This is a genomic window from Janthinobacterium sp. SUN100 (assembly GCF_030397705.1).
In the GTDB taxonomy this organism is placed as follows: domain Bacteria; phylum Pseudomonadota; class Gammaproteobacteria; order Burkholderiales; family Burkholderiaceae_D; genus Janthinobacterium; species Janthinobacterium kumbetense.
Window position 1 is genome coordinate 816,090 of record NZ_JAPUBU010000001.1, and the last position, 25,521, is coordinate 841,610.

General features: G+C 66.1%; 22 protein-coding genes. 2 read left to right on the plus strand and 20 right to left on the minus strand.

All coding sequences use genetic code 11. The annotated features are described in order from the left end of the window. Position 1: 1 nt before the first annotated feature. Genes O0881_RS03545 through O0881_RS03575 form a run of 7 tightly spaced genes read right to left on the minus strand, consistent with a single transcriptional unit; the run spans position 2 to position 6,687 of the window. Entirely contained in the window at positions 2 to 1,060 is a 1,059-nt protein-coding gene (locus tag O0881_RS03545) for an ABC transporter substrate-binding protein (protein WP_289910178.1), read from the minus strand. Positions 1,061 to 1,093: 33 nt separating this feature from the next. Then, complete coding sequence (locus O0881_RS03550) at positions 1,094 to 1,975, minus strand: ABC transporter ATP-binding protein (protein WP_289910180.1); 882 nt, start codon at positions 1,973 to 1,975, stop codon at positions 1,094 to 1,096. Then, positions 1,972 to 3,237, minus strand: a complete 1,266-nt coding sequence (locus O0881_RS03555) for an MFS transporter (RefSeq protein ID WP_289910182.1) — start codon at positions 3,235 to 3,237, stop codon at positions 1,972 to 1,974. Before O0881_RS03555 ends, O0881_RS03550 begins: the two co-directional genes overlap by 4 nt. After that, the gene (locus tag O0881_RS03560) at positions 3,230 to 3,994 is read right to left on the minus strand and encodes an ABC transporter permease subunit (RefSeq protein ID WP_289910183.1); all 765 of its coding nucleotides are present in this window, start codon (positions 3,992 to 3,994) and stop codon (positions 3,230 to 3,232) included. The genes O0881_RS03555 and O0881_RS03560 overlap by 8 nt, the downstream gene beginning before the upstream one ends. Beyond that, the gene (locus tag O0881_RS03565) at positions 3,991 to 4,845 is read right to left on the minus strand and encodes an ABC transporter permease (protein ID WP_289910184.1); all 855 of its coding nucleotides are present in this window, start codon (positions 4,843 to 4,845) and stop codon (positions 3,991 to 3,993) included. Before O0881_RS03565 ends, O0881_RS03560 begins: the two co-directional genes overlap by 4 nt. Next, positions 4,842 to 5,915 (minus strand): PhnD/SsuA/transferrin family substrate-binding protein, encoded by a 1,074-nt coding sequence (locus O0881_RS03570; RefSeq protein WP_289910185.1) that lies wholly within the window; start codon positions 5,913 to 5,915, stop codon positions 4,842 to 4,844. The genes O0881_RS03565 and O0881_RS03570 overlap by 4 nt, the downstream gene beginning before the upstream one ends. A gap of 22 nt (positions 5,916 to 5,937) precedes the next feature. After that, on the minus strand, positions 5,938 to 6,687 hold the full coding sequence (locus O0881_RS03575; protein ID WP_289910186.1) for a class II aldolase/adducin family protein: 750 nt from the start codon (positions 6,685 to 6,687) through the stop codon (positions 5,938 to 5,940). A gap of 225 nt (positions 6,688 to 6,912) precedes the next feature. Here O0881_RS03575 and O0881_RS03580 point away from each other — a divergent pair, with 225 nt between their 5' ends. After that, positions 6,913 to 7,965, plus strand: a complete 1,053-nt coding sequence (locus O0881_RS03580) for an ABC transporter substrate-binding protein (RefSeq protein ID WP_289910187.1) — start codon at positions 6,913 to 6,915, stop codon at positions 7,963 to 7,965. 62 nt (positions 7,966 to 8,027) lie between these two features. Here O0881_RS03580 and O0881_RS03585 read toward each other — a convergent pair whose 3' ends face one another. The 4 genes from O0881_RS03585 to O0881_RS03600 form a co-directional block, all read right to left on the minus strand. After that, on the minus strand, positions 8,028 to 10,400 hold the full coding sequence (locus O0881_RS03585) for a TonB-dependent receptor (RefSeq protein ID WP_289910188.1): 2,373 nt from the start codon (positions 10,398 to 10,400) through the stop codon (positions 8,028 to 8,030). A gap of 220 nt (positions 10,401 to 10,620) precedes the next feature. After that, positions 10,621 to 11,775: an LLM class flavin-dependent oxidoreductase gene (locus tag O0881_RS03590; protein WP_289910190.1), complete on the minus strand. Its 1,155-nt coding sequence runs from the start codon at positions 11,773 to 11,775 to the stop codon at positions 10,621 to 10,623. 34 nt (positions 11,776 to 11,809) lie between these two features. After that, entirely contained in the window at positions 11,810 to 12,901 is a 1,092-nt protein-coding gene (locus O0881_RS03595) for an LLM class flavin-dependent oxidoreductase (protein ID WP_289910192.1), read from the minus strand. A gap of 233 nt (positions 12,902 to 13,134) precedes the next feature. Then, on the minus strand, positions 13,135 to 14,223 hold the full coding sequence (locus O0881_RS03600; RefSeq protein ID WP_289911446.1) for a sigma 54-interacting transcriptional regulator: 1,089 nt from the start codon (positions 14,221 to 14,223) through the stop codon (positions 13,135 to 13,137). Positions 14,224 to 14,497: 274 nt separating this feature from the next. Between O0881_RS03600 and O0881_RS03605 the strand changes: the two genes are divergently transcribed. Further along, a complete protein-coding gene (locus tag O0881_RS03605) occupies positions 14,498 to 15,835 on the plus strand; it encodes an LLM class flavin-dependent oxidoreductase (RefSeq protein ID WP_289910195.1) in 1,338 nt (445 codons plus the stop codon). Between the two features lie 11 nt (positions 15,836 to 15,846). Here the strand turns inward: O0881_RS03605 and hmgA are convergent, their stop codons facing one another. The 9 genes from hmgA to O0881_RS03650 form a co-directional block, all read right to left on the minus strand. Then, positions 15,847 to 17,151, minus strand: coding sequence for a homogentisate 1,2-dioxygenase (gene hmgA / locus O0881_RS03610; RefSeq protein WP_289910196.1), 1,305 nt, complete (start codon positions 17,149 to 17,151; stop codon positions 15,847 to 15,849). Further along, positions 17,148 to 17,333, minus strand: a complete 186-nt coding sequence (locus O0881_RS03615; protein WP_289910197.1) for a hypothetical protein — start codon at positions 17,331 to 17,333, stop codon at positions 17,148 to 17,150. Before O0881_RS03615 ends, hmgA begins: the two co-directional genes overlap by 4 nt. A gap of 12 nt (positions 17,334 to 17,345) precedes the next feature. Further along, the gene (locus O0881_RS03620) at positions 17,346 to 19,025 is read right to left on the minus strand and encodes an FAD-dependent oxidoreductase (RefSeq protein WP_289910199.1); all 1,680 of its coding nucleotides are present in this window, start codon (positions 19,023 to 19,025) and stop codon (positions 17,346 to 17,348) included. A gap of 16 nt (positions 19,026 to 19,041) precedes the next feature. Further along, complete coding sequence (locus O0881_RS03625; RefSeq protein ID WP_289910207.1) at positions 19,042 to 20,385, minus strand: MFS transporter; 1,344 nt, start codon at positions 20,383 to 20,385, stop codon at positions 19,042 to 19,044. A gap of 175 nt (positions 20,386 to 20,560) precedes the next feature. Continuing rightward, a complete protein-coding gene (locus O0881_RS03630) occupies positions 20,561 to 21,376 on the minus strand; it encodes a helix-turn-helix transcriptional regulator (protein WP_289907167.1) in 816 nt (271 codons plus the stop codon). A gap of 10 nt (positions 21,377 to 21,386) precedes the next feature. Then, positions 21,387 to 21,896, minus strand: coding sequence for a peptide-methionine (S)-S-oxide reductase MsrA (gene msrA, locus O0881_RS03635; RefSeq protein ID WP_289910209.1), 510 nt, complete (start codon positions 21,894 to 21,896; stop codon positions 21,387 to 21,389). Positions 21,897 to 21,962: 66 nt separating this feature from the next. Further along, a complete protein-coding gene (locus O0881_RS03640) occupies positions 21,963 to 23,306 on the minus strand; it encodes an MBL fold metallo-hydrolase (RefSeq protein WP_289910210.1) in 1,344 nt (447 codons plus the stop codon). Between the two features lie 66 nt (positions 23,307 to 23,372). Continuing rightward, positions 23,373 to 24,347 (minus strand): porphobilinogen synthase, encoded by a 975-nt coding sequence (gene hemB / locus O0881_RS03645; RefSeq protein ID WP_289907164.1) that lies wholly within the window; start codon positions 24,345 to 24,347, stop codon positions 23,373 to 23,375. A 112-nt stretch (positions 24,348 to 24,459) separates the two neighbouring features. Continuing rightward, entirely contained in the window at positions 24,460 to 25,362 is a 903-nt protein-coding gene (locus tag O0881_RS03650) for a DUF535 family protein (RefSeq protein WP_289910211.1), read from the minus strand. Positions 25,363 to 25,521: the final 159 nt, after the last annotated feature.

Below are 25,521 nucleotides of genomic sequence, written 5' to 3' on the forward strand. Positions count from 1 at the left end.
CTCAAGCCGCCCGGCGCGCGTGCGCCAGCGCCGCTTCGAAAGGACGGGGGTCGATCCACGCGCGCACGTCGACCTTGCTGGGCAGGAAGTTCCAGCGGAACAGGAAATCGCTGAAATCCTGCAAGCCCGCGATCGACGTTTCCGCCAGGTCCGTGTCCAGGCGCAGATGTGCATCCTTGCCGTAAGCCACTTGCACCCAGTGCTCGCTGGCATTCGATTCGCGCGCGAGGAAACGGCGCGTCTCGTCCGCATGGCCGCGCGCCCACGCTTCGGCCCGCAGCACCTGGTCGACCAGGGTGACGGCGGAAGCAAAATGGTTATCCAGCAAGTGCGCATCCACGCTCAGGGTGCGCGGCGTGCCGTTGTTGGCGCGGATCAAGGGTTCCGGGTGGATGCCCGTGTCGATCACCGTATGCAAGCCGAACTGCTGCGCCAACTGGGCGGCCGACGCGCCTTTCAGGAAGATGGCGTCCACCTCGCCCCGCAAGAGGCCCAGCAATTCCGGGCTTTGGCCGCCGCGCCGGGCGCCGCTGAACAGATTCGTCGCCACGCCCTTTTCCGGCGGCGCCTCGCTCTGGCCCGTGTTGACCACATAATCGACCAATTCCACGTCCACCACGGCCAGCCCTTCCAGGCTCAGCGCATTTTCCAGCCCCCGCAAGGCTTGCGCGCGCGCAAAGTCGATCTGCGCCTTGCTCCACAACGGCAAGCCGAAGCGCCGGCCCTTCAAGTCGCGCACCGTCTGGATGCCGCTGCCGGGCAAGGTCAATATCAGCTGCGTCTCGTCCGACCACGACAGGCCGATCACGCGGGTGTCGCGTCCCGCCGCGCGCGCCCACAGGGCAGGAATATTGCCGCCGTGACGCACGGAGTTCTGCAGGGTATGGTCGAAATGCGATTCGCGCACGGCTTCCTGGTCCGACTCGCGCAAGGAGCGCAAGCTGGTGCCGTCGGCGCGCAAGGCTTCTTCCAGCCAGCCTTGCTGCAGGGCTATCCCCAGGCCCGTCGGGACGGGGCAGCGCGTGTACCACAGGGTGTCGAGTGCGTTGCTATTGCTCATCTTGTATCTCCGAGTTGATGGATATCAAAAAAACTACAGCGCCATCCTGCGCGCCCATTCATTGCCATCCCACGAGCTGCTGGGGTGTTCTTCCCGCGCCACGGGCGCGTGCGATTCGTCGAGGTCGCTGAAATCCGCATGCAAGCCGTCGCGGATGGCGACAAAGCCGGCCGAACCCCGCTGGCGCGGATGGGCCAGCGGCACGTCCTGCACGCGACGCACCTTGCCGGGACGCGCGTCGAGCACGACGATGCGGTCGGCCAGGTAGACGGCTTCATCGATGTCATGCGTGACCATCACCATGGTGATGCCCTCGTCCTGCCACAGGCGGCGCAGCTCCTGCTGCAGGCGCAAGCGGGTCAGCGCGTCGAGCGCGCCCAGCGGTTCGTCCAGCAGCAGCACGTCGGGCCGTCCCACGAGGGCGCGGGCAATCGCCGCCCGCTGCGACATGCCTCCAGACAACTGATGCGGATAGGCATCCGCATAGCCATCGAGGCCCACGCGGGTGATTTCCGCCGCCACGCGGGCTTCGCGCTCGGCCAGCGGCACCTTGGTATTGCTGAAAGCCACGGCCACGTTTTGCTGCACCGTCAGCCAGGGGAACAGGCGGTGATCCTGGAACACGAGGCCCCGACGCAGATCCGTGCCACGGATGGGCACGCCATCGTGCAGCAGCAAGCCCGTGTAATCCGTGTCCAGGCCTGCCAGCAGGCGCAGCAGGGTTGATTTACCGCAACCTGAGGCGCCCACGATGGCGACGAATTCGCCCGGCGCGATGGTCAGCGAAATATCGTCGAGCACGGGCAGCGGCGCGCCTTTCAGGGAAAACGACTTGCTCACGTGCTGCACTTGCAAGCCGCCGCTCAGGTGCTGCTGTTGCGGCGACAAGGTCGATGGGGAAACAAAATCATTCATGGCGCACTCTCTGCGGTGGGGGCAAGGGAAGGAATGGCGGCGGGCGGCGACCGGCGCAGCCAGCGGCTGCCGTGGAAAACCAGCCAGGCGGCCAGCCAGGGAAATAGCCAGATCAGGAACACATTGCGCAAGCCCGTCAAGTCGGCCAGGCGGCCCGCCGCCAGCGCGCCGGCCGTGCCGCCCACCATGCCGAACAGGGTCAAGTGGGCGGAAACGCGGGCCTTGTCGACGGGCGCGCGGGCGATATTGTCTGTATTGACGAGGTTATTCACGCCCAGGCCCAGTCCCAGCAGCACGGAGGCACCCAGGTAGGCGATGCTGGAAGGCCACAGGCCGAGGATCAGCAAGGCCGCCATGATGGCCAGGTGGGCGCCGCCATACAGTTGCTCGCGGTAGCGGCTGGCTAGCACGAAGCGCCCCAGGAACAGCAGCACGAGCACGCAGCTGAGTCCCTGCACGGCCATCAGCCAGACGGAGTGGTGCGCAGGCCAGTGCAGCACGCGGATGGCCAGCAAGATGGAAAACACGCCCACGCTGGACGCCGTGAAGCTGGCGAGGATTTCAAACAGATAAGTCACGCGCACGATGGGCAGGCGCAGCAGTTCGCGCAGGCTGGCCGCGCCGGGCAGCGTGGAGTTACCGGCCTGCTTGCGCGGCGCCGTGTTGTCAGGCAACACTTGCCAGCCCAGCACGGCCAGGATGGCGAACATCAGGGCCGAGATCAAAAATCCCGCCTTCAGTCCCAGCTGCGCGATCAGGTAATTGCCGCACAGGGGGCCCAGGAACTGCATGCCGAGGATCAACGTCCCCTTGTACCAGCCCGCCTTGCCCTGCCCCAGTTCCGGCAAGCGCACGAGAAACACGGTGCTCATGGCCACGATGCGCAGCGAAATGCACAGGCCGACGAGAAACATCAGCAGGGCCACCCATTGCCAGCCGGGCAGCCACGGCAACACGCAAAAGGCCAGTGCCAGGCTCAGGCTGACACCAGCGTACAGATGCTTCGGATTGCCGCGCGACAAGATGTAGCCGGCAGGAATGGTGCCCAGCGCCATGGCCAGGGTTTCCGCGCTGCTGATCGCGGCCAGCTGGAAGTTGCTCACGTGCAAATGCAGCCCCAGCAAGGTGGCCAGCACCTTGTTCATGCCGATGGTCACGCCCGACAGCAGGGTCAAGCCGATAAAGCGCAGCAAGAAGGCGCGCAGCTCCCCTTCGCGGGCGCTGACGGCCGCGTCCGGTTGGAATGGCAAGGATTCACTCACTGCTGCGCCCCTTCACCAGCAGGCGCGCAAGACGCGCAAACGCCACGTTCATCGCTTGCGCCAGCAAGGCGATCACGAGCACGGCAAGCAAGACGACATCCATGCGGCCCGACACTTCGCCATTGAGCAGCAATGAACCCATGCCGGGGCCGGCTGAAAACAGCAGTTCGCCGCCCAGGCAAGCGAGCCAGGCAAACGCCAGTGCATGCGTGACACCGGTGACGATGGCCGGCATGGCGCCCGGCAGCAGGATCTGACGCAAGGTCTGCCAGCGCGTCAGGGTCAGCACCTGCCCCACTTCGCGCAAGCGCCCTTCCACCTGGCGCATGCCCGCATACGTGTTGAGCACGGTGGGATAGAAGGCGGCGATGGCGATCACCAGCAGTTTGGCGCCGTCGCCATTGCCCACCCATAAGCCCAGCAAGGGAATCAGGCCCAGCAACGGTACTTGCCGGATGCTGTGGAACAGGGGGCCGATCAATCGGTCCGCCAGCGGCGACTGCGCCATCAGCGCGCCCGTGACGATGCCGGCGCTGCCGCCCAGCAGCAAGCCGGCCAGGGTGCGGCCCAGGCTGGCGCGCAGGTGCACCCACAGCTCGCCCGTGATCACCAGGTCGCGCAAGCTGTGCGCCAGGTCGCCCAGGGAGACAAAGATATACGCGGCCGCCGCGCCCTGGCCAGACGCCCATTGCCAGGCGCCCAGCAAGGCCAGCGGCAACAGCGCGCCCTTGATGATCTGGATCAAACGTTGTTTCATGTGGCGCCTCCCTTACCATCGCCACTACGCTTCCAGCGCATCAGCCGTGCTTCCAGCGCGTGGCAGGCCCGGTCCAGGCCGAAGCCGATCACGCCCGTCAGCACCACGCCCACCATCACCACGTCGAGGCGGAACATTTGCCGGCCCATCTCCATCATCTGGCCCAGGCCGCTGTCCGCGGCCAGCAATTCCGCGCCCACCAGCACCATCCACGAGCGCGACAGGGCGATGCGCATGCCCGTCAGCGCGGCCGGCACGATGGCGGGCAGGACGATCAGGCGGATGCGCTGCCAGCGCGAAAAGCAATACACTTGCGCCACCTCAAAGTAGCGCTGCGACAGGTTGCGGATGGCGTCATGCACGGCCAGCGCAACGATGAAGAAACTGGCCTTGGCAACAATAAACACTTTAAAACTCTCGCCTATGCCGAACAGCAAGATGAACAAGGGGATCAAGGCGACGGTCGGCAACTGGCGCAAGACATTGAAGGTGGGGTCGACATAGGCGCGCAAGCCAGGGGACAGCCCCAGCACGACGCCAAAGGCCAGGCCGCAGCTGGCCCCCAGGCCGAAGCCAGCCAGCAGGCGGAACAGGCTGATGCCCAGGTGCTGGCCCAGTTCGCCGCTTTCGGCCAGGTCGCGCGCCGTCAGCAGCACTTGCCATGGCGACATCAAGATGTGCGCTGGCATCCATTCGAAGGTGGTGGCGGCTGTCCACAGCAGCAGCAAGGCCAGCGGCGACGCCCACACGGACCAGGGTGAACGGATAAAGCGCTGCAGCAAGGGGACTGGGGCTGCACGCGCTGGCGCGGGGGCGCGCGGCAAGGCGATGGCGCGGGCGATGGAAGTCATGGCGCCCAGTACGTTTGCAGTTTCAGCTGCGCCAGCGCCGTGTTGACGAACTGGGGCGCGAACAGGCTGTCGACTTGCAGCGGCCGCCCGATCAGGCCGGCGCTCTTCGCATATGCCGCCTCGCCCACGTAATGCTGGCGCAGGCTGGCCGTAAACAGGGGCGACCAGCGCGCCTGCCATGGCGTGTGGTCGCCCGCCAGTTCGCGCCGCACCACGCTTTCCACCTGGCCCGCGGCCGCCTCGGTGCGCACGTATTCGTCTTCGCCACCGGCGCCGGCGGCCCGGTGGTGTTCGCGCACATAGGCCGTCACCACCAGCTGGGCCAGCTGTGGCCAGCGTTGCAGGAAGCCGCTGTCGGCCCACAGTTCGGCGCGCATCTTCCAATCCTGCGGCGGCGCCTTGCTGGACCAGATGATCTTGCCCACCTTTTTATCTTCCAGCAAGAAGGCATCGCTGAGGGTAAAGAAGGCGTCCGCGCCGCCCGTCGCCACGGCCGCCGCGCCCGCCTGCGGATTGAGGTTGAGGATCTTGACGTCGCGCAAGGTCATGCCATTCGCTTCGAGCAGGCGGGCAAATGGGTATTCCCACGGCCGCCCCCGGTGCAGGGCGATCTTCTTGCCCTTCAAATCCTTGATCGAACGGGCCGTGGAACCGTTCGGCACCACCAGATAGGTATTGTTGGCGCTGCCGCCAGGCAAGATCAGCCGCGTCTGCAAGCCCGAGGCATTGGCGATAATCGATGGCAAGTCGCCATACTGGGCCAGGTCGATCGAATGGTTGGCAAACGCTTCGTTCACCTGAGTCGCCACGGAATTGGTGGTGACGGGCACCCATTCCAGCTTCACGCCCAGCTTGCCCAGTTCGGCCAACAGCCAGCCCGTTGACGCCACCTGGGCGGCGGAACCGGCAAACACGGTCTTGCCGGACGGCGCCGTGCGGGCCACGACGGCGATGCGCACGGCGGCCGGCAACGGCTCGGCCGCCACAGCGATGGCTGGCGCCAGCAGGCTGGCCGCCACGGCGGCGGCGACTGCCTTGCGCCAGCTCAAACGTAAGAATTTCAATGACATTGCGGGCCTGTTCGTGAAAGGGTTACACCAGGTCGGTGGCGGGTAACAAGGACAGCGCACGCGCCGTGTCGATCAGCTTGCTCATCTTCCATTGCTGCAGCAACACGCCGGGACCGAAATCGCGCGATCCGCCGATGGCTTCGGCCGCGATCTGGATCTTCGCGCCCTCTTCCAGCAGCAGGATGAATTCGGCCAGCTTCAGCAAGCCCTGCTTGCCCCACACGGTGGCGCCGCCATTCGCTTCCAGGATGGCCGTCGCATGCGTGTTGCGGGCGATTTCGCCGAGGATGAAATCGACTTCCGGCTGGCGGCGGTCGATATAGATGGGAATTTCGCGCACCAGCTGGTAGCGCTGCACGGGCACGTAGCGGATCGGCAGGGTGCGGTGCGTCTGCGCCCACGCGCCCAGCGACGGCGAGTGCACGTGCGAGATCGACGTGACCTCCGGGCGCTCGCGGAACAGTTTTAAGTAGCGCGCGCCGCCGTTGTTCGCGTCGCCCGCGAGCACCGTGCCGTCGAGCGCCAGCACGGCCGCCTTCAGGGCCTGGCCGCGGCGGAACGGGCCCTGATCGTTGACCACCACCACCTTGTCGCCGCCCGGCGTGCGCTCGACGAAGCCTACCGTGCCATTGGCCGTCAGGCTGCCCGTCTCGCGCAAGCCGTCGAAGGCGATCTGCGCATCGCGGCGCACCTGCTCCACGAAGGCCAGTTCGGCCGCCGTCAACTCCTGCACCTGTACTTGTTGTGCTTCCGCTTGTGCCACGTCCGTCATGTCATGCTCCATTCGTTGGGGTTGGAATACGGGTCAGTCCTGCCACTACTTTCGCAAGACGCGTGCCAGCGCCAGCGCCGGGAAAGTGGTGCATGGCTGCTGCCTGCGCAACAGCGGCTGCTGGCGCGGCAGCAGCACCGTCCGCACGCGCTGTCGGCCAGCCAGCAAGCGGCGCGGGCACGTTTCCTGCACGGTTACAGGCTTCCACCACCACGAAGGAATCCCATGACTACCGCACCATCCCCCGCCACCGATACCGTCTGGTTCACCCGCTGCCCCGTGCCCACGGCCACGGGCCTGGCCTACAAACTGGGCTGGCTGGACGAGGAATTCGCCCGCGACGGCATCGCGTTAAAGACCCTGCAGGAAGTGGGCGGCGAGCTGGCGCGCCACCACTACGACCACGGCCTGTCCACGCTCGTGCGCGAAGGCGGCAACCTGCTGGCCCTGCCCGCGCGCGCGCAAGGGGCGCCCACGCGGCTGATCGGCCTGACCTGGATCGACGAGTGGCAAGCCATCCTCGTGCGCCCCGGCTCCGGCATCGCCACGCCCGCGCAGCTGCAGGGCAAGCGTCTGGCACTGCCCGTCTTCCGCGCCGAGGACTTGCGCGACAACCGGCGCGGGCGCAGCATCGCGCGCGGCATGAGCCTGGCCGGCTACAAGGGCGTGCTGGCGTCGGCCGGCCTCACGCTCGACGATGTGCAGCTGGTGGAAGTGGGTGGCGAGGCGCCGGCGCAAGTCAATCTGGGCGCGGGACTGTGGCAAGGCATCGCGCCGCTGCTGCGCGGGGAAGTCGATGCCGTCTACGTAAAAGGCGCGGCGGCGGCCGAGGCGGCCCGCGCGGCGGGGCTGGAAGTGGGCATAGACATCGACGCCCTGCCCGACCGGCGCTTCCGCGTGAATAACGGCACGCCGCGGCCGATCACCGTGCATGAGACCATGCTGGAACAGCATTTCGAACTGGTCGTGCGCTTCCTGACGCAAACCCTGCGCGCCGCGCACTGGGCCCGCAGCCACCAGGCCGACGTGCTGGCCATCCTGCAGGGCGAGACGCGGGCCGGCGCCGACGCCGTGGCCGAAGCCTACCGCGACGGTTTTCATTTGACCCTGGCGCCCGACCTGTCGGAAGAAAAAGTAGCGCTGTTCCGCCAGCAGAAAGATTTCCAGCTGCAGCACGGCTTTCTCGATCGCGACGTGGATATCGAGCGCTGGATCGACCGTCGGCCTTTGGAAGAGGCGCAGCGGAGGCTCGACGCGCTGCTGCAAGCGGCGGCGTAAGCTGGCGTCATAAACGACAAGGCCGGCGCAATCGCCGGCCTTTTTACATCAGGCGGTCAGGCTCAGAACTGCAGCGTGTACGACGCCCCCACCGTGCGGCCCTGGCCGATGATGACGGTGTCGCCATTCACGGCGCCCGGCACGAAGCTGGTGAGCGTATGGTTGCGATAGACCTTGTCGGCCAGGTTGTTCGCATATGCCGTGATGCGCTGCTTGCCGCCCGGGAGCACATAAGACAGGCGCGCATTGGCCAGCGCGAAGCCGCCCTGGTTCAGCAGGTCGCGCGCGGCATTTTGCGGGTCGACATAGTAGTACTGCTTCGACGTGTAGCGCACGTCGCCGCTGAACACCAGCTGCGCGCCATTGCCCAGCGGGTAGCGGTAGTCGGCCGCCAGCAAGGCCGTCACGTGGGGCGAGCGCACGAATTCATTGCCGGAGCGGTCGCCGCCATTGTTCTGGATGGCGAAATCGTCGAATTCCGTGCGCAGCAGGCCGATATTGGCGTTGAGGTGCAGGTTGTCCGTCGGCTGCGCCTCGAGCTCGAATTCCGCACCGTTCACGTGGGCCTTGCGCACGTTCTGCAGGTAATTGACGCTTTGCGTGGGGTCGCCGTTGTACACGCCCGTGATATTCACCTGCACGTTCTTGTAGTCATAGTGGAAGACGTTGGCGTTGAAATTCAGGCGCCCGTCCAGCCATTCCGACTTGATGCCCGCCTCGAAGGAGTTCAGGGTTTCCGGCTTCACCGTATTCAATGCTCGCACATCCGTGGCGCTCGTATTGTAGCCGCCGGACTTGATGCCGTGCGCGTATTTCAGGTAGCCGCGCAGGGTGCGGCTGAAGCGGTATTCGGGCGTCACGTCATACGTCAGCGCATTCCACGTGGTCGACGGGTTCGACGTGAAATTGTTGTTGGCCACCGAGGCGGCCGCGTAATTGCCGCCCTTGACCGTGTTCCACCAGTTCGACGCATCGCCAAACGTCACCGTGTTCGATGCGGCCTGCACGCGGCGCAAATCCAGGTCCTTGGTTTCCGTCGTCCAGCGCAAGCCGAACGTGGACAGGAACTGCTCGCTGAAGTTGACGGTCGTGCTGCCGAAGATGGCCGCGCTGCGCGCCTTGTGCTGGTAGACGGTGCGGTTGTAGCCGACGGGCTGGGTGCTGCCCGCCAGCGCCGGCACCGTGCCGTTGGGCAGGCGCGCGCCAGCCGAATCGGAATCGATCTTTTCATTGAAGTAGAACAGGCCCGCCACCCAGCTCACGGCACCGTTTTGCGGCGACGTCAGGCGCAGCTCCTGCGATACCTGGCGGCTGCTCGCCTTCGAGCGGCTGCGGCCCACTTCCAGCGGCGTATTGTCGCTGTCGCCCGTCGCCTCGTTGCGGAAGTTTTCATAGCCGGTGATCGACGTCAGGGTCAGCTCGCCCAGCGCGTATTCCAGGTTCAGCTGCGCGCCGCCCTGTTTCACGTCGCTGTCGGCCGGCGCATTCGTGCTCACGTCATCGGGATTCGTGCTGGGGACGTAGCCGTTGCGGTAGACGCCATTCGCGCCATAGCTGGCCACGGTGGTGGTGGCGCCCTTGGTCGTGTAGTCGCGGTAATGCAGGTTCAGATTGGCCGTCAGGTCGCGCCCGATCAGGGCCTTGAGCTGGCCGCGGATGGCGCTGTCCTTGAGCTTTCCATCGCGTTCGCCCGTAAACTGGTTGTGGAAGCGGCCCTTGTCCTGCTGCTCCGTGTGGAAGGACAAGCGCCCCGCCAGCACCTCGTCGACCAGCGCGCCGCCGATGGCCCCTTCGGCCAGCTTGGTGTCGTAGCTGCTGTAATCGACCTTGGCGTAGCCGCTGGACTTGAACGACGGTTTGCGCGAAATCACGTTGATGGCGCCGCCCGTCGTGTTCTTGCCCCACAGGGTGCCTTGCGGGCCGCGCAGCACTTCCACCCGGTCCAGGTCGAACAGGGGAAAGCCCGTGGCGCTGGAATTGCTGATGTAGACGTCGTCGAGGTAAAAGCCGACGGGGTTCGGAAAATCGATCTGCTGCTGGCCCGCACCGACGCCGCGTATCCACCAGCGCGGACGGCCATGCTGCTGCGTGCCGGCCGAGGCGTTCGGCACGTAATTGAGGATTTCGCTGGCAGAACGGCCGATGCCCGTGTCGAGCAGCTCCTTGCCGCCCAATACCGTGATCGCGCTCGGCACCTTCTGCGCGGATTCTTCGCGCTTTTGCGCCGTCACCGTCACCGATTGCAGCGCGGCGCCCTCGCCGGCGCCGTTCGCGTCGGCCGCGGCGATGACCTCGGCGGCAGGCGCTTCGGCATGGGCCATGCCATGGACGAGCATCAGGCCGCCGATGGCGAAGGCCGAGCGCAGCGCGCGGCGCACTGGCGTCAAGTGAAAGGGGAAAGAAGAAAAGGCGGCGGGGGCAGTCGAACGGCGCATGGGTGATTATCCTTGAGTAAAGTCAAAACGCGAGATGGTGATGACCTGTATTGCAAGGGGCATGCCCGCTGCCGCAGCGCAGCAAAATCGTCGTTAAGTGATTGATTTAAAAGGAAGACTATCGGAGTGATAGTGCTGTTGATTTGGCAGCAGCGGCGCTGCCGCGTGCTGCCTGCGCGACAGCAGGCGGTGGTGCTGCTGTCGCGGCAACAGGGGATACTCAGGCGGCGCGCAGCAGTGCCGCCGTGTGGCCACGCACGAGGGGCAGCACTTCCTCGCCCACGCGGTATGCTTCTTCCAGGTGCGGCGTGCTGGCCAGGATGAAGGCGTCGGCGCCCAACTGCACCAGCTCGTCGAGGCGCTCGGCCACCTGCTGGTAGCTGCCCACGATGCCCTGCGTCTGGCCGCCGCGCAGCAGGTTGAAGCCGGCCCAGATGTTCGGCGCCGTGATCAAGTCCTTGTAGCTGTTCAGCGTCGTCGGGCGGTTGCCCCGCTGGCGCGCCGCACCCACGGAATCGCCGCCATCGGCACCGAGGAACTGGCGCAGGGTGGCCGCATCGACGGCCTCGAAACCCTTGCGCACTTCGTCCCACGCCTCTTCTTCCGTGGCGCGGGCGACGATGTCGACGCGCACGGCGCACTTGATCTTGCGTCCCAGCAGCGCCGTCTTTTCATGCACGCGGGCGAATTTCTCGCGCAGCTGCTCGAACGGTTCCAGCCACGTCAGGTAGTAATCGGCGTGTTTCGAAGCGGAACCCAAGGCCGCGTCGGAGGAACCGGAAAAATAAATCTCGGGGAAATCCTGCTCCGACAGCGGCGTGGCCAGGCCCGCATCCTCCACCTGGTAGAACTTGCCCTGGTAGGAAAACGGCCCGCCGCGCCACACGCCGCGCACCACGTCGAGAAATTCCGTCGTGCGCGTGTAGCGGTCGTCGTGGCCGGCCGAATCGCCCCACCACAGCTGCGCCGGACCGCCGCCGCCCGTGATCACGTTGTACAGGGCCCTCCCGCGCGTGGCCCGCTGCAGGCTGGCCGTCATGCGCGCGGCCACCACGGGATTCAGGAAGCCGGGCTGGAACGGGATCATGAAGCGGAAGGTGCTCGTTTCGCGCGCCAGCAGCGCGGAAATGGCCCACGGTTCGTCCGTCATGGGGAAAGACGGTATCAAACCACCCTGGAAGCCGGACAATTCCGCCGCGCGGGCGATTTCCGCCAGGTAGTCGACATACGTAAAACCGTCGGCGCCGCCGCCACCGAGGCCGGCCTGACGCAGGTTGTCATTGCCGGGAAACCAGTCGCCGCGAAACGGCGTGCGGGCGCGGTGCGAACTCGGTTCGCCATGCGTGGGGATGCGCCAGAAAAAATCGATAGCCATATGGGTACTCCTTGAATAGGTTGGATACGGGGACTCAAGCCGCTTGCAGCTGGGCGCGCAACGCTGCCCGCACGCGGGGCAGCACGTGCTCGCCGATGCGGTAGGCTTCCTCGAAATGGGGAATGGCCGCCAGCACGAAGCTGGACACACCGGCTTGCGCGTAGGCTTCGAGCGCTGCGGCGACCTGTGCATGGCTGCCGACCAGGGCCCCGCGGGCGCCCGTTTGCGCTTGCGCAAAGCCGGGCCAGAACAAGGCTGCACCGCCCGCCGTGCCATCAGCCGACGGAGCATCGTCAGGCAGGCCCGCCCCGCTGCGGTAGCGGCGCGCGTCGCGCAAGGCTTCGTCGAACGTTTCGCGGGCCAGCACGTCGATGCGCAAGCCCGCCGCCACGGCGCGGCCCAGCTGGCGCGCCTGCGCATGCAGGCTGGCGATGGCGGGCTGCAAATCCTTCACGGGCGCCGCGTCGAAGACGTGCACGTCGGCCTGGCGCGCCGACAGGGCCAGCGCTTCAGGCGACTCGCCCGTCAGATAGATGCCGTTCACGGGATGGTTCGCCAGCGGCCCCTTGAAGCCGCCGTCCTGCACTTCGAAGAACTTGCCCTTGAAGCTGAACGGCGACGTATTCTGCACGCCGCGCGCCACCGTGATGAATTCATCGATGCGGGGCAGGATGTCGGCCTCCGGCGCCGCATCGCCCTGGCGCCGGCGCGCTGCCGCGTCGCCGCCAGGGCCGATCTGCCAGGCGAAGCGTCCCCCCGTAAAACGCTGGAAGCTGACGGCGTTCTTCGCCGCATACACGGCCGAACCCCAGGCGGCATCGAATTCCGCGATCAGTTTCAAATGGCGCGTGCTGCGGGCCAGATAGCCGGCGACGATCCAGCTTTCATCGCCCTGCGTATCGTGGCGCACCTGGATGCCGTCGAAGCCGGAAAGATCGGCCGCGCGGGCGATCTGGTGCAGATAATCGAAATAGTTAAAGGGCGGACGCGCGCCGCGCGGGTCGCTCACGCCCGCCTGCAGGGGGCTGGGCGCGCCAGCGTTTCGCTCGCCACGGCGCGTGATGCCGGGCGCCGCGTAACGGCCATCGCCGCTGGTGGGCAATTGCCAGATGAATTCTATGGTCATGCGTGGACTCCTGTCGTGGGTCAAAGAAAAGGCCGTACGCGCATCGCGCAGCGGCCTGCCCTACCCTCCTCGCAGAAAACATGCCATGCCCAGGATGCCCGCCGCGGCCCGCCGCTGTTGATTTGGCAGCAATCCGCTGCCCCCATGGCAGCAATGTGCTGCGCGCGCAGCAGCCATGAAAAAAGCCGGAGCCGCATCGCTGCGGGTCCGGCTCCGGGAGGTCGCTCGTATGCCTAATCGATGGCGCCCGCCTTTTTCAGGAAAGTACGCAGGATGTTGCGGCTCAGGTTCAGGTGTTTGGCCGTGCGCACCTGGTTGCGCTCATTGCGCTCCCACGCGGCGCGCACCAGTTCCTGCTGCATCGCTTCGAATTCCACGGCTTCGCCCGAGTCGAGCAAGGCTTGCCAGGCGCGGGCAAAGCGCTCGGCCGCCAATAAATCGTCCTGGCCGGGCGCGCCGTGGGCCGCATAGGCGATATCCGCGCCGCCCTCCCAGGCGTCTGGGACAGCCACGGAAACAGATGCGGAGACAGGTGCGGCAGCGGGCGCCCTGTGCCAGCCCGACAGGCTCAAATCTTCGGCCCGCACGACGCCGCTGCGGCACACGAGCAGCGCGCGGTGAATGACGTTTTCCAGTTCGCGGATATTGCCCGGCCATGGGTAGGCCAGCAAGGCCTGTTGCGCATCGAGGCCGAGTTCCACCTCGCCCAGGTGCAGGCGCTGCGCATAGATGGCCATGAAGTGGCGCGTCAGCGGCATGATGTCGCCCGGGCGCTCGCGCAGGGGACGCAGCGGCAGGCCGATCACCTGCAGCCGGTAATACAGGTCTTCGCGGAAGCGCCCGGCCCGCACGGCTTCGGCCAGGTCCACGTTGGTGGCGGCGATCAGGCGCACGTCGATGGGGATGGCGCGCCGCGCGCCCAGGCGCACCACTTCGCGCTCCTGCAGCACGCGCAGCAGCTTGACCTGCATCGCCAGCGGCAAGTCGCCGATCTCATCGAGGAACAGGGTGCCGCCGCTGGCCGTCTCGAACCAGCCAGGCTTGCCCTGCTGCGCGCCCGTAAACGCGCCTTTTTCATAGCCAAACAGCTCGCTCTCGACGAGGGTTTCGGAAAACGCGCCGCAATTGATCGCCACGAAGGTCTGTTCGGCGCGACCGCTCAAGCCGTGCACGTGGCGCGCAATCAGTTCTTTTCCCGTCCCCGTTTCGCCCGTGATCAGCACCGTCGCCTCGCTGGGGGCAATGCGTTCGATCAGCTCGTGCAACTGGCGCGAACGGGGGTCGGCAAAGACAAAGGCCGTGGCGCGTACCAGCAAGCTCATTTGCTGCGGGTCGCGGAAGGCGACCAGCGCCTCGCTGTCGCCGTCATCACCCGCGCCGCGGGCCAGGTGGGCGCTGCGCGCGAAATCGCTGCTGAAGTTGTGGGCTAAGAGTTCCATGGGCCGACTATACCGCGCTCCATCTCCAGGCGTGAACGAATGGTGCCGCGCTAGCTTATCCGGAATTTGCATATCCGGCCGCATGCCCAGCGCTGGCCCGAACCTTGCGTAATTATTGAGACACGCCATGTCGCCAATCCACCACGGAGTTCCTCCCATGCCAGCACGCCAGCTTGTCCTGAATGTCTTTTTACAACGCCACGGCCACCATCCCGCCGCCTGGCGCCATCCATCGGCCAGCGCCAGCGGACGGCCCGACCTGGCCTGGTGGCTAAACGCCGCCAGGCTGGCCGAGGCGGCCAAGTTCGACAGTTTTTTTATCGCCGACTTCATCGGCCGCGCCGGAGACGTCACGCCGGACACGGGCCGCGCCGCCATCGGCCTGCCCTTCGAGCCATTTACCCTGCTGTCAGCCATTGCCGCCGTCACCCGCCATATCGGCTTGATCGCGACCGTCAACACCAATTACGAGCATCCGTACCACGTGGCGCGCAAATTCAGTTCGCTCGACCACCTGAGCGGCGGGCGCGCGGGCTGGAACATCGTCTCCTCGTTTGGCGAACACACGGCGCGCAATTTCGGCATCGATGCACCGCGCAGCCACGCCGAGCGCTATGCGCGCGCCGATGAATTCGTGTCCCTGTCCAAGATGCTGTGGGATAGCTGGGATGACGATGCCTTCGACCGGCCCGACCGCGCCAGCGGCCAGTTCTACCAGCCGGCAGCGGGCCATGCGCTCGATTTCCAGGGCCAGTACTTTGCCTCGCAAGGCTTGCTGGACTTGCCCCGCCCCGTGCAGGGCCACCCGGTGCTGGTCCAGGCAGGCAATTCCGAGACGGGCCGCGAATTTGCCGCGCGCCTGGGCGAGATGGTGTACTGCTCGGCCACCTCGCTGCCCGTGGCGCAGGCGTACTACGCGGACGTGAAGGGCCGCATGGCCAAGTATGGCCGCGCCGAGGATCAATTGAAAGTGACGCCGGGGCTGTCGGTGGTAGTAGCCGAATCGGACCAGCAGGCGCAGGACCAGTTCGGCGAACTGCAGGCACTGGTCGACTTCAGCCACCTGGAATTTGGCGGTTTTGATTTATCCGGCTATCCGCTCGACGGCCCGCTGCCCGACCTGCCCTATCAGGCGCCAGAAAACGGCAAGGGGCGCTTCCTGCAGCAGCTGGAGCTGGCCCGCCGCGAGAACCTGAGCTTGCGCCAGCTGGTGCTGCGCTTCCGCGTGGCGCGCGGCCATTTGCAGGCGATCGGCTCCGTCAGGACGGTGGCCGACCTGATGGAACAGTGGTTCGTGGAACGGGGCGCGGACGGCTTCAACGTCGTGCCGCCCCTGCTGCCGCAAGGCTTCGAGGCATTTACAAGGCTGGTGGTGCCGGAATTGCAGCGGCGCGGCTTGTTCCGCACCGACTATGCGGCCAGCACCCTGCGCGGACATTTGGGACTGGCGCGGCCCGCCAACCCGCAGACGGAAGCGCGGGCGCGGGCCGCGTGAGCAGCGCAAGACTACGCCTGCTCCGGATCGAAATGCTTGCGCAAGCCTTGCCAGCAGGCGAAATAGTCGTTTTGCAGCAGGCCGCCGTCCAGCGCGAATGGCGTCGGCTTGAGGATGGTGCGCGTCTCGAACATGAAGGCCATGGTGTCGGCCACCTTCACGGGCGCGGACGTGTCGCTGTGCGACGCCTTGTCGAAGGTCTGCGCATCGGGGCCGTGACCGGACATGCAGTTGTGCAGGCTGGCGCCGCCCGGCACGAAACCGGCCGCCTTGGCGTCGTACACGCCGTGGATCAGTCCCATGAATTCGCTGGCCACGTTGCGGTGGAACCACGGCGGGCGGAAGGTATGCTCGGCCGCCAGCCAGCGCGGCGGGAAGATGGCGAAGTCGATGGCGCCGAACAGGGGATTTTCGCTGGGCGCCTGCAGCACGAGGAAGATCGACGGGTCCGGGTGGTCGTAGCTGATCGAGCCGATGGTGTTGAAGCGGCGCAGGTCATATTTGTACGGCGCGTAATTGCCATGCCAGGCCACCACGTCCAGCGGAGAATGGTCCAGGGTCGTGCGCCACAAATGGCCGCCGAACTTGGCCAGCAGCTCGCATGCGCCGTCGATGTCTTCATACGCCGCGTGCGGCGTGAGGAAGTCGCGGCTGTTGGCCAGGCCGTTCGAACCGATGGGGCCCATGTCGGGCAGGCGGAAGGCCGTGCCGAAGTTTTCGCACACATAACCGCGCGCCGCGCCATCGGGCAGGGTCACGCGGAAACGCACGCCGCGGGGGATGACGGCGATTTCCTGCGGTTCCAGCTCGATCAAGCCCAGTTCCGTGGCAATGGCCAGCCGGCCTTCCTGCGGCACGACCAGCAATTCGCCATCGGCCGAGTAAAAGAAGCGCTGCATGGAGCGGTTGGCCGCATACACGTGGATGGCGCAGCCGCTCATCGCTTCGGCGCTGCCGTTGCCGGCCATGGTCTGCCAGCCGTCGATGAAGTCCACCGCCGTGGCGCTGTCGGGCAGCGGCAGCGGGTCCCAGCGCAACTGGTTCGGCGGCGTGGGCGGCATGGCGTGAAAGTCGCTGACGATGCGGGTGTTTTCCAGCAAGGTAAACGGCGGATGCTGGCTGGCGGGGCGGATGCGGTACAGCCACGAGCGCCGGTTCTGCGCGCGCGGCGCCGTGAAGGCCGTGCCCGACAATTGTTCCGCGTACAGGCCCAGAGGCGCCTGCTGCGGCGAATTCTGCCCCTGCGGCAAGGCGCCGGGCACGGCTTCCGTGGCAAACTCGTTGCCGAAGCCGCTTTGGTAGCCGGCGCCTATCATGCCGGCTCCGCCAAGCCGTCGGCCGCGTCGTGCAGCAAGCCCTGCACCACGTCGGCCTTGCCGATGGCGCCCATCGCCAGCAAGGCGAAACGGGCGAGGAACAGGGGCGAACGCTGTTCGCCCAGGCCGCCCATGGTGTGGCACAGCTCCGTGTACAAATTATCCAGTTCGATATCGGTCATATTGTCTCCTTGTTACTGTGATTGGGCGATGCCGGCCGCCGCCAGCGCTGCCGCCACCTGCCCCACCTGCACTTGCCGCCAGCGTCCCAGCACGTGGCCGTCCGGGCGCACGAGGTAAAACGTGCCAGGCTGCGCGTCGAACAGCGAGAATACCTGCGCCGTGTGGTCCCAGGCGCACTCCTGCGCCCCGCTGCGGGAAATCGCCACGCTCGTCAGCGGCAAGGTATCGCCCAGCGCCAGCAATTCAGCGGGAATGCCCCCGTCCTCGCTGAAGTACAGTCCCGTGAAATGGCCATCTGCGCGCTTGAGCAGATCGGTAATATACCCCGCTTTTTGCCCGCCGTCGTACGCCAGCGCCAGCGGGCATTCCGGCAAGACCGTGCCCGGCGCGGGGCCGGCGGCAAACATGTCGCGGTCCGGCGCATTCAGGGCCGACTGCGCATACGCGATGGCGCTCGTCTGGCGCGGGTTGATCAGCGAGCGCACGTGCGCATGCTTGCCCGCCAGGCCCAGCACGGCCGTGCGCATCAGCTCGAAGGCAAAGGTGGGCGGCGCCATGAATTCCGTGCTTTTGGTGCCGTGACGCAAGTTTTCATGGGCGGCGAACACGCGCTCGTCCGAATAGCTGTCCAGCAAGGCATGCGGCGCCTGGCCCTTGACCACGTAGGCCAGCTTCCAGGCCAGGTTGTCCGCATCGTCGATGCCGGAATTGGCTCCGCGCACGCCGAAGATGGGCACGAGGTGGGCCGCATCGCCCGCGAACAGCACGGGGCCATGGCGGTATTTTTCCAAGGTCAGCGCGTTGGCCTTGTAGATGGTGATCCACACGGGATGCCACGGCGCCGTTTCGCCCATCATGGCCAGCAGGCTGTCCACGCGGGGCGCCACGTTTTCCAGCAGCACGGCCACCTGCGCATCCTCGTCGTCGCGCAACTGGTAATCGATGCGCCAGATATCGTCGGGCTGCTTGTGCACCAGCACGGTCGAACCGGGATTCGACGGCGGGTCGAAATACGCGAGGCGCTCCGTCGGGCGCTCGCTCTTCAGGTGGATATCGACGATCACATAGCGCCCTTCATAGCTGGTGCCCTGCAATTTGAGGCCCAGCGCCTCGCGCACGGTGCTGCGCCCACCGTCGGCCGCCACCAGCCAGTCCGCCTCGATTTTATAGGTTTCATCGGGCGTCGCCACGGTGACGCTGGCGCCGTCGGCGTGCTTGTCCACGCCAGTCACCCGCGTTTGCCAGCGGATATCGATCAATTCCGGCTGGCGTTCGGCCGCATCGAGCAGGAATTGCTCGATATGGTATTGCGCCAGGTTAACCATCGGCGGCAACTTCTGGTTCGCGTCTTGCGGCATCGTAAAGTGCAGCACTTCCTCGTCGCGGTAAAAACTGCGTCCGCCCGCCCACGGCAAGCCCTTGCTGATAAAACCGTCGAGCGCGCCCAGGCGTTCGATGATTTCCAGGCTGCGCCGCGAGATGCAGATGGCGCGGCTGCCCGTACACACGCCGTCGTCCGCCTCGATCAGCACCGAGCGCACGCCGTGGCGGGCCAGGCCCAGGGCCGTGGCCAGGCCCACGGGGCCGCCGCCGACGATCAGGACCGGGACTTGCTGCGTGGCGGCACCGGCCGGTTTGCCGGGCGGATACACCTTCGGCACATGGGGATAAGGGTGAAACGTGTCGCTCATGATGGGTCCTCTTCGATCAAGTATGGTCTTTGGCGCCGCGCGCGATGGGCAGGGTCAGCACGATGGCCGCGCCCGCCACCAGCAGGACGCTGGCGTACAGCAAGCCGGTGGCAAAGCTGTGCGTGATATCCTTCAGCCAGCCCACGACGACGGGATTCAGGGCCGAGCCGATATTGCCCGTGGCATTGATGACGGCGATGCCGATGGCGCGCGCGCCCAGGCTCAGGGCCCGGTCCGGCGTCGTCCAGAAGACGGACATGGCCGTATAAGCGCCCGTCGACGCCATGCACACGCCCAGCAGTTGCAGCACGGGGTTGGCCGAGTACGCCGTGCACAGCCAGCCGGCGGCCGACAGCAGCATGGGCCAGACGATGTGCCAGCGGCGTTCCTGCAGGCGGTCCGAGCGGCGACCCCAGGCGATCATGCCGATCACGGTGCACACTTGCGGGATGGCCGCCAGCAAGCCGATCTGCGTGTTGCTGGCATTGCTATTGAAACTTTTCACGATCAATGGCGTCCACACGGCCACCATCGCCAGGGTGTTGACCAGGCAGAAATAGGCGATGCCGAATTTCAGCACGGTGGGCGACAGCATTTCCGCCAGCACCGAGGTTTTTTGCTGCGACGCAACAGGCTTCTGCTCGGCCGCCAGCATGCGCGCCAGCACTTGCTGCTCCAGCTTGCCCAGCCAGTTCGCCTTGGCGGGCGAGTCGTCCAGGTAGCCGTACACGGCCAGGCCCAGCAGCACGGAAGGCATGCCTTCGAGCAAGAACAGCCATTGCCAACCCTTCAAGCCCCAGTGGCCATCGAGCCCCAGGATCAAGCCCGACAGGGCCGAGCCGATGGCGGCCGTGACGGGCATGGCGATCATGAACAGGGCGTTCGCCCGCGCCCGAAAGGCGCTGGGAAACCAGTAGGTCAGATACAGCAGCATGCCGGGCAGGAAGCCCGCCTCCGTCACACCAACGAGGAAGCGCAGCGCATACAGGCTGGCCGGGCCGCTGGCGAACAGGGTCGCCGTCGAGGCCAGGCCCCAGGCGATCATCATGGAGCCTATCCATTTACGGGCGCCGATGCGGGCCAGCACGATGTTGCTGGGGATGCTGCAAGCGATGTAGGCGATGTAGAACAGGGTGGTGGCAAAGCCGAACTGGGTGCCGGACAGGCCCAGGTCTTGCATCATGGTCAGGCCGGCGAAGCCGATATTGATGCGGTCCAGAAAGGAAAACACGAACAGCAGGAATAAGAATCCCAGCAGGTGGCGCGACACCTTGCGCATCACTTGCTGTTCCAGTTGCAGGGTGGCCGCGTCGAGGACGGGCACGGGGGTGGCGGGGGTGGCCGCGGGGGCGATGGTCATGCTGGTCTCCATAAGGTGTCGCTCTCCCCTTGCTATTGTTATTGGGTAAGAGCGGCCGGGTGATCCCGGCTTGCAACACAGTATGCAGACGCGCGCCGCGAACCTTGTCCCCATTTTGGGGACGTTTCGCGGCTAAAACAGTCAAAAAGGCGAAGCCATCCCTACGCCAAAAGGACTAAGGGGCTGGCGCCATGCACAGCGCAAACAGTTGCCGCTGGCTGGAAATGCCCAGGCGTTTATAGGCGCGCTTCTGGTAGGTGATGACGCTCGATGGCTGCACGCCCATGGTTTCAGCGATTTCCACGGCCGTGAGGCCTTCGAGCACGCAGCGCAGCACGTCCAGTTCGCGCTTGCTCAGGGCGGGGCAATGCTGGCGCAGCCTTGCCAGCATCAGCGGCGCGACGCCTTGCGTGGCCTGGCCCTTCAAGCTGTAGTGATGCTTGACGGCATGGGCAAACAGCGGTGACAGGGTTTCGATGCCCGCCACTTCGCCGGGCTGGAACTGGCCCTGGCTGCTGTCGCGGTAGAAATTGACGGACAGCCAGATATCGCCGGCCGGCTGCAGCAGCAAGGACAGGCGGTCCGACACATTCGGCTTCTGGTAGCAGACGGCGCGGTAGCCGGGATGGTCGATCTCGTCGCTGGCCTGCTGGTGCAGCACGATGGCGGGATCGATTTTCCGCCCCGGCGCCGGGGCGATCACGCGCTGGTTGCCATCGAGCGCATAGTAATGGCGGGCGTAGCTGTCGGCGATATCCTGCAAAAAGCGCCCGCCGCGCCGGTCGGCCACGGCGACGGTGCGGGGACGGTTGCCGAATTCATAGGCAAAGATCGTGCACTGGGCAATGGGCGCGACCGTGCTGACCGTCTTCAGGATGGCCCCGGCGACGGCGTTCACGTCGGCATGGCCGATGGCCGCCATCAGTTCCAGGGTACGCCCGAAGTCCAGCTGCCCTTCCGCCGGCGGCCGCTCGACGCGCCAGTAACGCATGCCCGGCTCCTTACTGCCCGCGTTGCGGCAAGACCCAGTCCGGCCGGATGTAGTGGCAGGTGTAGCCGTGCGGCAAGCGCTGCAGATAATCCTGGTGCTCCGGTTCCGCTTCCCAGAACGGGCCGGCCGGCGCCACTTCCGTCACCACCTTGCCGGGCCACAGGCCGGAGGCGTCGACGTCGCGGATCGTGTCCTCGGCCACCAGCCGCTGTTCTTCGCTGGTGTAGTAGATGGCCGAGCGGTAGCTGGTGCCGCGGTCATTGCCCTGGCGGTTTTCCGTGCTGGGGTCGTGGATCTGGAAGAAAAATTCCAGGATCTTGCGGTAGCTGATGGTGTTCGGGTCGAAGATGATCTCGATCGCTTCCGCATGCGTGCCATGGTTGCGGTAGGTGGCGTTGGCCACATCGCCGCCGCTGTAGCCCACGCGCGTGGCGATCACGCCCGGATAGCGGCGCAGCAAGTCCTGCACGCCCCAGAAGCAGCCGCCGGCCAGGATCGCGGTTTCCTTGTTTTGTGTCATGTTGATCATTCCTTGATCTGAGATACTGGGATTAATCGTTTATCTTACCCTGTCGCGCGATTTTCTTCAGCGGGCCAGCAAGCGCTTGAGCTGCGCCGCCTGATAGGCGCCGATGGCGTCGTTGAACAGGCAACGGATCAAGGGATCGTCGACGATGTCAGCTTCCATCAGTTCGGCCCGCGTGGCTTCGTCGAAGGGGCCATCGTTGATGCGCATGTACATCGACGTCAGCGATTCACCGAGCACCAGCGCCGCATGGCATTTCACCAGCGGCACTTGCGTCGTCCAGCCCGGCGCCTCGCCCGTGTCCGGCACGAGGTCGATCAAGTCGCCATGCGTGCGGTAATGCAGGATGGTGGCCGCGCCGTCATGGCCGTACAGCGCCAGGCGCCACACGCGCGGGGCCTGGAAATAGCTATCCTCGGGCAGCTCCATGTCGCGGTAGCGTTCGAGCAAGCCGCGATGGCAGAAGTCCAGCACCAGCGCCGTGTCGGCATCGTTCAAGGGCGCGAAACGGCGGGCGATGTCCGCCGTGGCGGGCGCAAGCGCCTCCGGGCGGTAGTCGAAATCCACGTCCTGCGGCCCCACGGGAATGACCCAGGGCAGCGGCGCGGCCGGCGCCATGCCCTGCGCGTCGAGCAGCACGGCCGTCGATGGATCGAGGCAGAAGATGTGCATCTCGGGCAGCGCGGCGCCCATTTCATCGGCAAAGCGGCGGTAGGTAATCGGGAACATCGCATGGTTGTACCAGGACCAGTCTTCCTGCACGAACTGGCAGGAGCTGGGCACGAGGTAACGGGGCGCCAGCGCGCGCAGCTGCGGCACCCAGTCGTCCGGGAGTTCGACCGGCCCCCGCGCCGCCTGCGACGGCGCGATGACGGCGATCTCGCGCATGGTCTGGAATGGCCACAGCACCATGTCCCAGGGCGCAAACGCGGCCAGCTGCGCCAGTGTCTCGGGGCCGATCCAGGAATCGACGACGTTGAGCACATTCAAGCCCGCTGCGCGCACCTGGAACAGCGAGTCGACGTCGTCGTCCAGCGCGCGGCGCGGGATCACCTCGATGCTGCCCACTTGCACGGGCACGTCCACGTGCAGCTTCTCCACCTGCGTAAAACCGAGCGCGCGCAGCATCGCGAACAGTTCGTCGAAGACGCAGTACAGGTAGATGGGCGTGGCGCGGTCGAGCGCATCGAGGCTGTCGAGCGAGCAGTGGTCGTCGTGGAAGTGCGAGATGAAGACGGCATCCCAGCGCAGCCGGCGCACGGCGTCCAGGTCGAAGCGCACGGGCGGAAACGCGTGGCAGTTGCGGCTGAACGGGTTTTCGACGATGGGATCGAAGGCGATGGCCGTGCCTTCGCATTCGAAGACATAGCCGGCGTGCAGGATGCGGGAGATTTTCAGGGGCATAAGCAAATTCAGGTTGGGCAGCGCGCCATGATAGCTGAAAAGGCGGCCGCCCTGCCCCGTGTTTACTTAGTACGGATTATTCAGCACATCCATCGCGAAGTACGTAAAGATCATGTCCGCGCCCGCGCGCTTGATGGCGCCCAGGGTTTCCTGCACCACGCGGCGCTCGTCGATGGCGCCCGCCTGCGCGGCGAATTTGATCATCGCGTACTCGCCGCTGACCTGGTAGGCGCCGATCGGCAAACGCGTCGCTTCGCGCAGGTCGCGGATGATGTCCAGGTAGGCGCCGGCCGGTTTCACCATCAGCGCGTCGGCGCCTTCGGCTTCGTCGATCAAGGACTCGCGCACCGCTTCGCGGCGGTTCATCGGGTCCATCTGGTAGGTCTTGCGGTCGCCCTTCAGGGTGCTGCCGGCCGCGTCGCGGAACGGGCCGTACAGGCCGGAGGCGAACTTGGTGGAATACGCCATCACGGGCGTGTCGTGGAAGCCGGCCGCGTCGAGCGCGCCGCGGATGGCCGCTACCTGGCCATCCATGGCCGCCGACGGGGCGATGATGTCGGCTCCCGCCTGGGCGGCGATGACGGCCTGCTTGCCCAGGTTGAGCACCGTGCTGTCATTGTCGACCGTGTCGCCATGCAGGATGCCGCAATGGCCGTGGTCCGTGTATTCGCAGAAGCAGGTGTCGGACATGACCACCATTTCCGGCACGGCGTCCTTGATGATGCGCGACATGCGCGCCACCAGGCCGTCCGGGTTCAGAGTGTCCGTGCCGTGGCTGTCCTTGTGGTGCGAAATGCCGAAGGTCATGACGGAGCGCAGGCCGGCGCGCGCATAGCGCTCGACTTCCTGCGCCAGCTTCGCTTCGGGAATGCGGCGCACGCCGGGCATGGACTTGATGTCGATGAATTCGCTGCTGCCTTCGTCGACGAAGATCGGCAGGACCAGGTCGCGCGGATTGATCTCGGTTTCGCGGAACAGCTCGCGCAGTTGCGGGGTCGCGCGCAAGCGGCGCATGCGCGAAGTGGGAAATTGTGCTGGCATGGGATGACTGGCTTCAGGTTAACAACGCCAGCAAGTATACGCCGATCGCGCCGATTGCGCCGGGCTGCCCGGCAAAAAAGCCGCGCAGGTCAAGAAACCCCGCCCTGCGCCGTCATTGCGCGTGCAGCAGGGCCGCCAATTGCCAGCGCATGTCGGCCGCCAGCTGCACCAGCATGGCGCCGCGGCGGCGCGCATCGGCGCGCTTTTTCGACGGCACCAGCTCCAGCTCCGGCATCCGGCATGGGCCGCAAGGCAGGCGGTAATTGCCGTCGCTGGTGGGCAGCGCATGCAGTTCCTGCCACGCCAGGTCGTAATCGCAGGAGATATGGCGGCGCCGGCGCCAGTTCAGCGCGATGCGGTTGGCGTTGCTGACCAGGTCCAGGTGGCCGCAGCCGAAAAAGTCGCCCAGGTCGCGCAAGGCGGCCACCATCAGGTTTTTCGGCCGGCAGCCGTGCAGCGCCCGCGTGGCCTCTTTCACCGCCTGCGCGCCGGCGGGCGAGCGCAAGCCCTGCAAGGCGCCCAGCTGGATGACGGCGCCGCCAGGCTGGGGCCGGAACAGGAAACTGGCCAGGTACAGCGGCACGCCGTCGCGCGTCAGGCGCAGGCACAGGTCCCCTTCGCGGTGGCTGTCATGGATGGCCGTCAGCTGCAAGCGGTAGCTGGCGCCATCCTTGCCTTCGATGCTGGCCAGCACCAGCGCGCGCCGCGCCGCGTATTCCACCAGCGGCCGCGCGCCCGCCTGCCACAGAAAACGGTAATGCCCGCACAGCAGGTCCACCCTCGCAGCGCAGCCCAGCTGGCGGCTGGCGTAGGGACGATAGATCTTGTAGCGCAGGCTGGGATGGGCTTGCGCCAGCGCCGCCAGGCCCGGCGTCGCGGCGATGACCGCTTGCCAGCGCGCGCGCTGCAGGGGAAAGACGAGCGCGCCCAGCGCCGCCTTGATCCGGTGGCCATGCTGGCGCAGTGGCGCCGGTTGCGGCGCGGCGTTGTCGCCGGTGGCGGTAAATGTATGCATGAAACGGCTCTACTGAACGGGACGCGGCGACGGCCGCAGGCAGCCCGGCATGGGCGGCTGCGCGCACGCAGCCGCTCTACGCGGGGTAAAGCGGATGATAGGGGGAGGCGAAAATGAAGGGGGTTACAAGTTGGTAATGTGCGGATATGCCACGGGCAC

What these genes read in the sequence shown, in the direction of transcription:
- O0881_RS03545 (WP_289910178.1), bottom strand. Translation starts at nt 1,060, where the DNA reads ATGAGCAATAGCAACGCACTCGACACCCTGTGGTACACGCGCTGCCCC.
- O0881_RS03550 (WP_289910180.1), bottom strand. Translation starts at nt 1,975, where the DNA reads ATGAATGATTTTGTTTCCCCATCGACCTTGTCGCCGCAACAGCAGCAC.
- O0881_RS03560 (WP_289910183.1), bottom strand. Translation starts at nt 3,994, where the DNA reads ATGAAACAACGTTTGATCCAGATCATCAAGGGCGCGCTGTTGCCGCTG.
- O0881_RS03565 (WP_289910184.1), bottom strand. Translation starts at nt 4,845, where the DNA reads ATGACTTCCATCGCCCGCGCCATCGCCTTGCCGCGCGCCCCCGCGCCA.
- O0881_RS03570 (WP_289910185.1), bottom strand. Translation starts at nt 5,915, where the DNA reads ATGTCATTGAAATTCTTACGTTTGAGCTGGCGCAAGGCAGTCGCCGCC.
- O0881_RS03575 (WP_289910186.1), bottom strand. Translation starts at nt 6,687, where the DNA reads ATGACGGACGTGGCACAAGCGGAAGCACAACAAGTACAGGTGCAGGAG.
- O0881_RS03580 (WP_289910187.1), top strand. Translation starts at nt 6,913, where the DNA reads ATGACTACCGCACCATCCCCCGCCACCGATACCGTCTGGTTCACCCGC.
- O0881_RS03585 (WP_289910188.1), bottom strand. Translation starts at nt 10,400, where the DNA reads ATGCGCCGTTCGACTGCCCCCGCCGCCTTTTCTTCTTTCCCCTTTCAC.
- O0881_RS03590 (WP_289910190.1), bottom strand. Translation starts at nt 11,775, where the DNA reads ATGGCTATCGATTTTTTCTGGCGCATCCCCACGCATGGCGAACCGAGT.
- O0881_RS03595 (WP_289910192.1), bottom strand. Translation starts at nt 12,901, where the DNA reads ATGACCATAGAATTCATCTGGCAATTGCCCACCAGCGGCGATGGCCGT.
- O0881_RS03600 (WP_289911446.1), bottom strand. Translation starts at nt 14,223, where the DNA reads ATGAGCTTGCTGGTACGCGCCACGGCCTTTGTCTTTGCCGACCCCCGT.
- O0881_RS03605 (WP_289910195.1), top strand. Translation starts at nt 14,498, where the DNA reads ATGCCAGCACGCCAGCTTGTCCTGAATGTCTTTTTACAACGCCACGGC.
- hmgA (WP_289910196.1), bottom strand. Translation starts at nt 17,151, where the DNA reads ATGATAGGCGCCGGCTACCAAAGCGGCTTCGGCAACGAGTTTGCCACG.
- O0881_RS03615 (WP_289910197.1), bottom strand. Translation starts at nt 17,333, where the DNA reads ATGACCGATATCGAACTGGATAATTTGTACACGGAGCTGTGCCACACC.
- O0881_RS03620 (WP_289910199.1), bottom strand. Translation starts at nt 19,025, where the DNA reads ATGAGCGACACGTTTCACCCTTATCCCCATGTGCCGAAGGTGTATCCG.
- O0881_RS03625 (WP_289910207.1), bottom strand. Translation starts at nt 20,385, where the DNA reads ATGACCATCGCCCCCGCGGCCACCCCCGCCACCCCCGTGCCCGTCCTC.
- O0881_RS03630 (WP_289907167.1), bottom strand. Translation starts at nt 21,376, where the DNA reads ATGCGTTACTGGCGCGTCGAGCGGCCGCCGGCGGAAGGGCAGCTGGAC.
- msrA (WP_289910209.1), bottom strand. Translation starts at nt 21,896, where the DNA reads ATGACACAAAACAAGGAAACCGCGATCCTGGCCGGCGGCTGCTTCTGG.
- O0881_RS03640 (WP_289910210.1), bottom strand. Translation starts at nt 23,306, where the DNA reads ATGCCCCTGAAAATCTCCCGCATCCTGCACGCCGGCTATGTCTTCGAA.
- hemB (WP_289907164.1), bottom strand. Translation starts at nt 24,347, where the DNA reads ATGCCAGCACAATTTCCCACTTCGCGCATGCGCCGCTTGCGCGCGACC.
- O0881_RS03650 (WP_289910211.1), bottom strand. Translation starts at nt 25,362, where the DNA reads ATGCATACATTTACCGCCACCGGCGACAACGCCGCGCCGCAACCGGCG.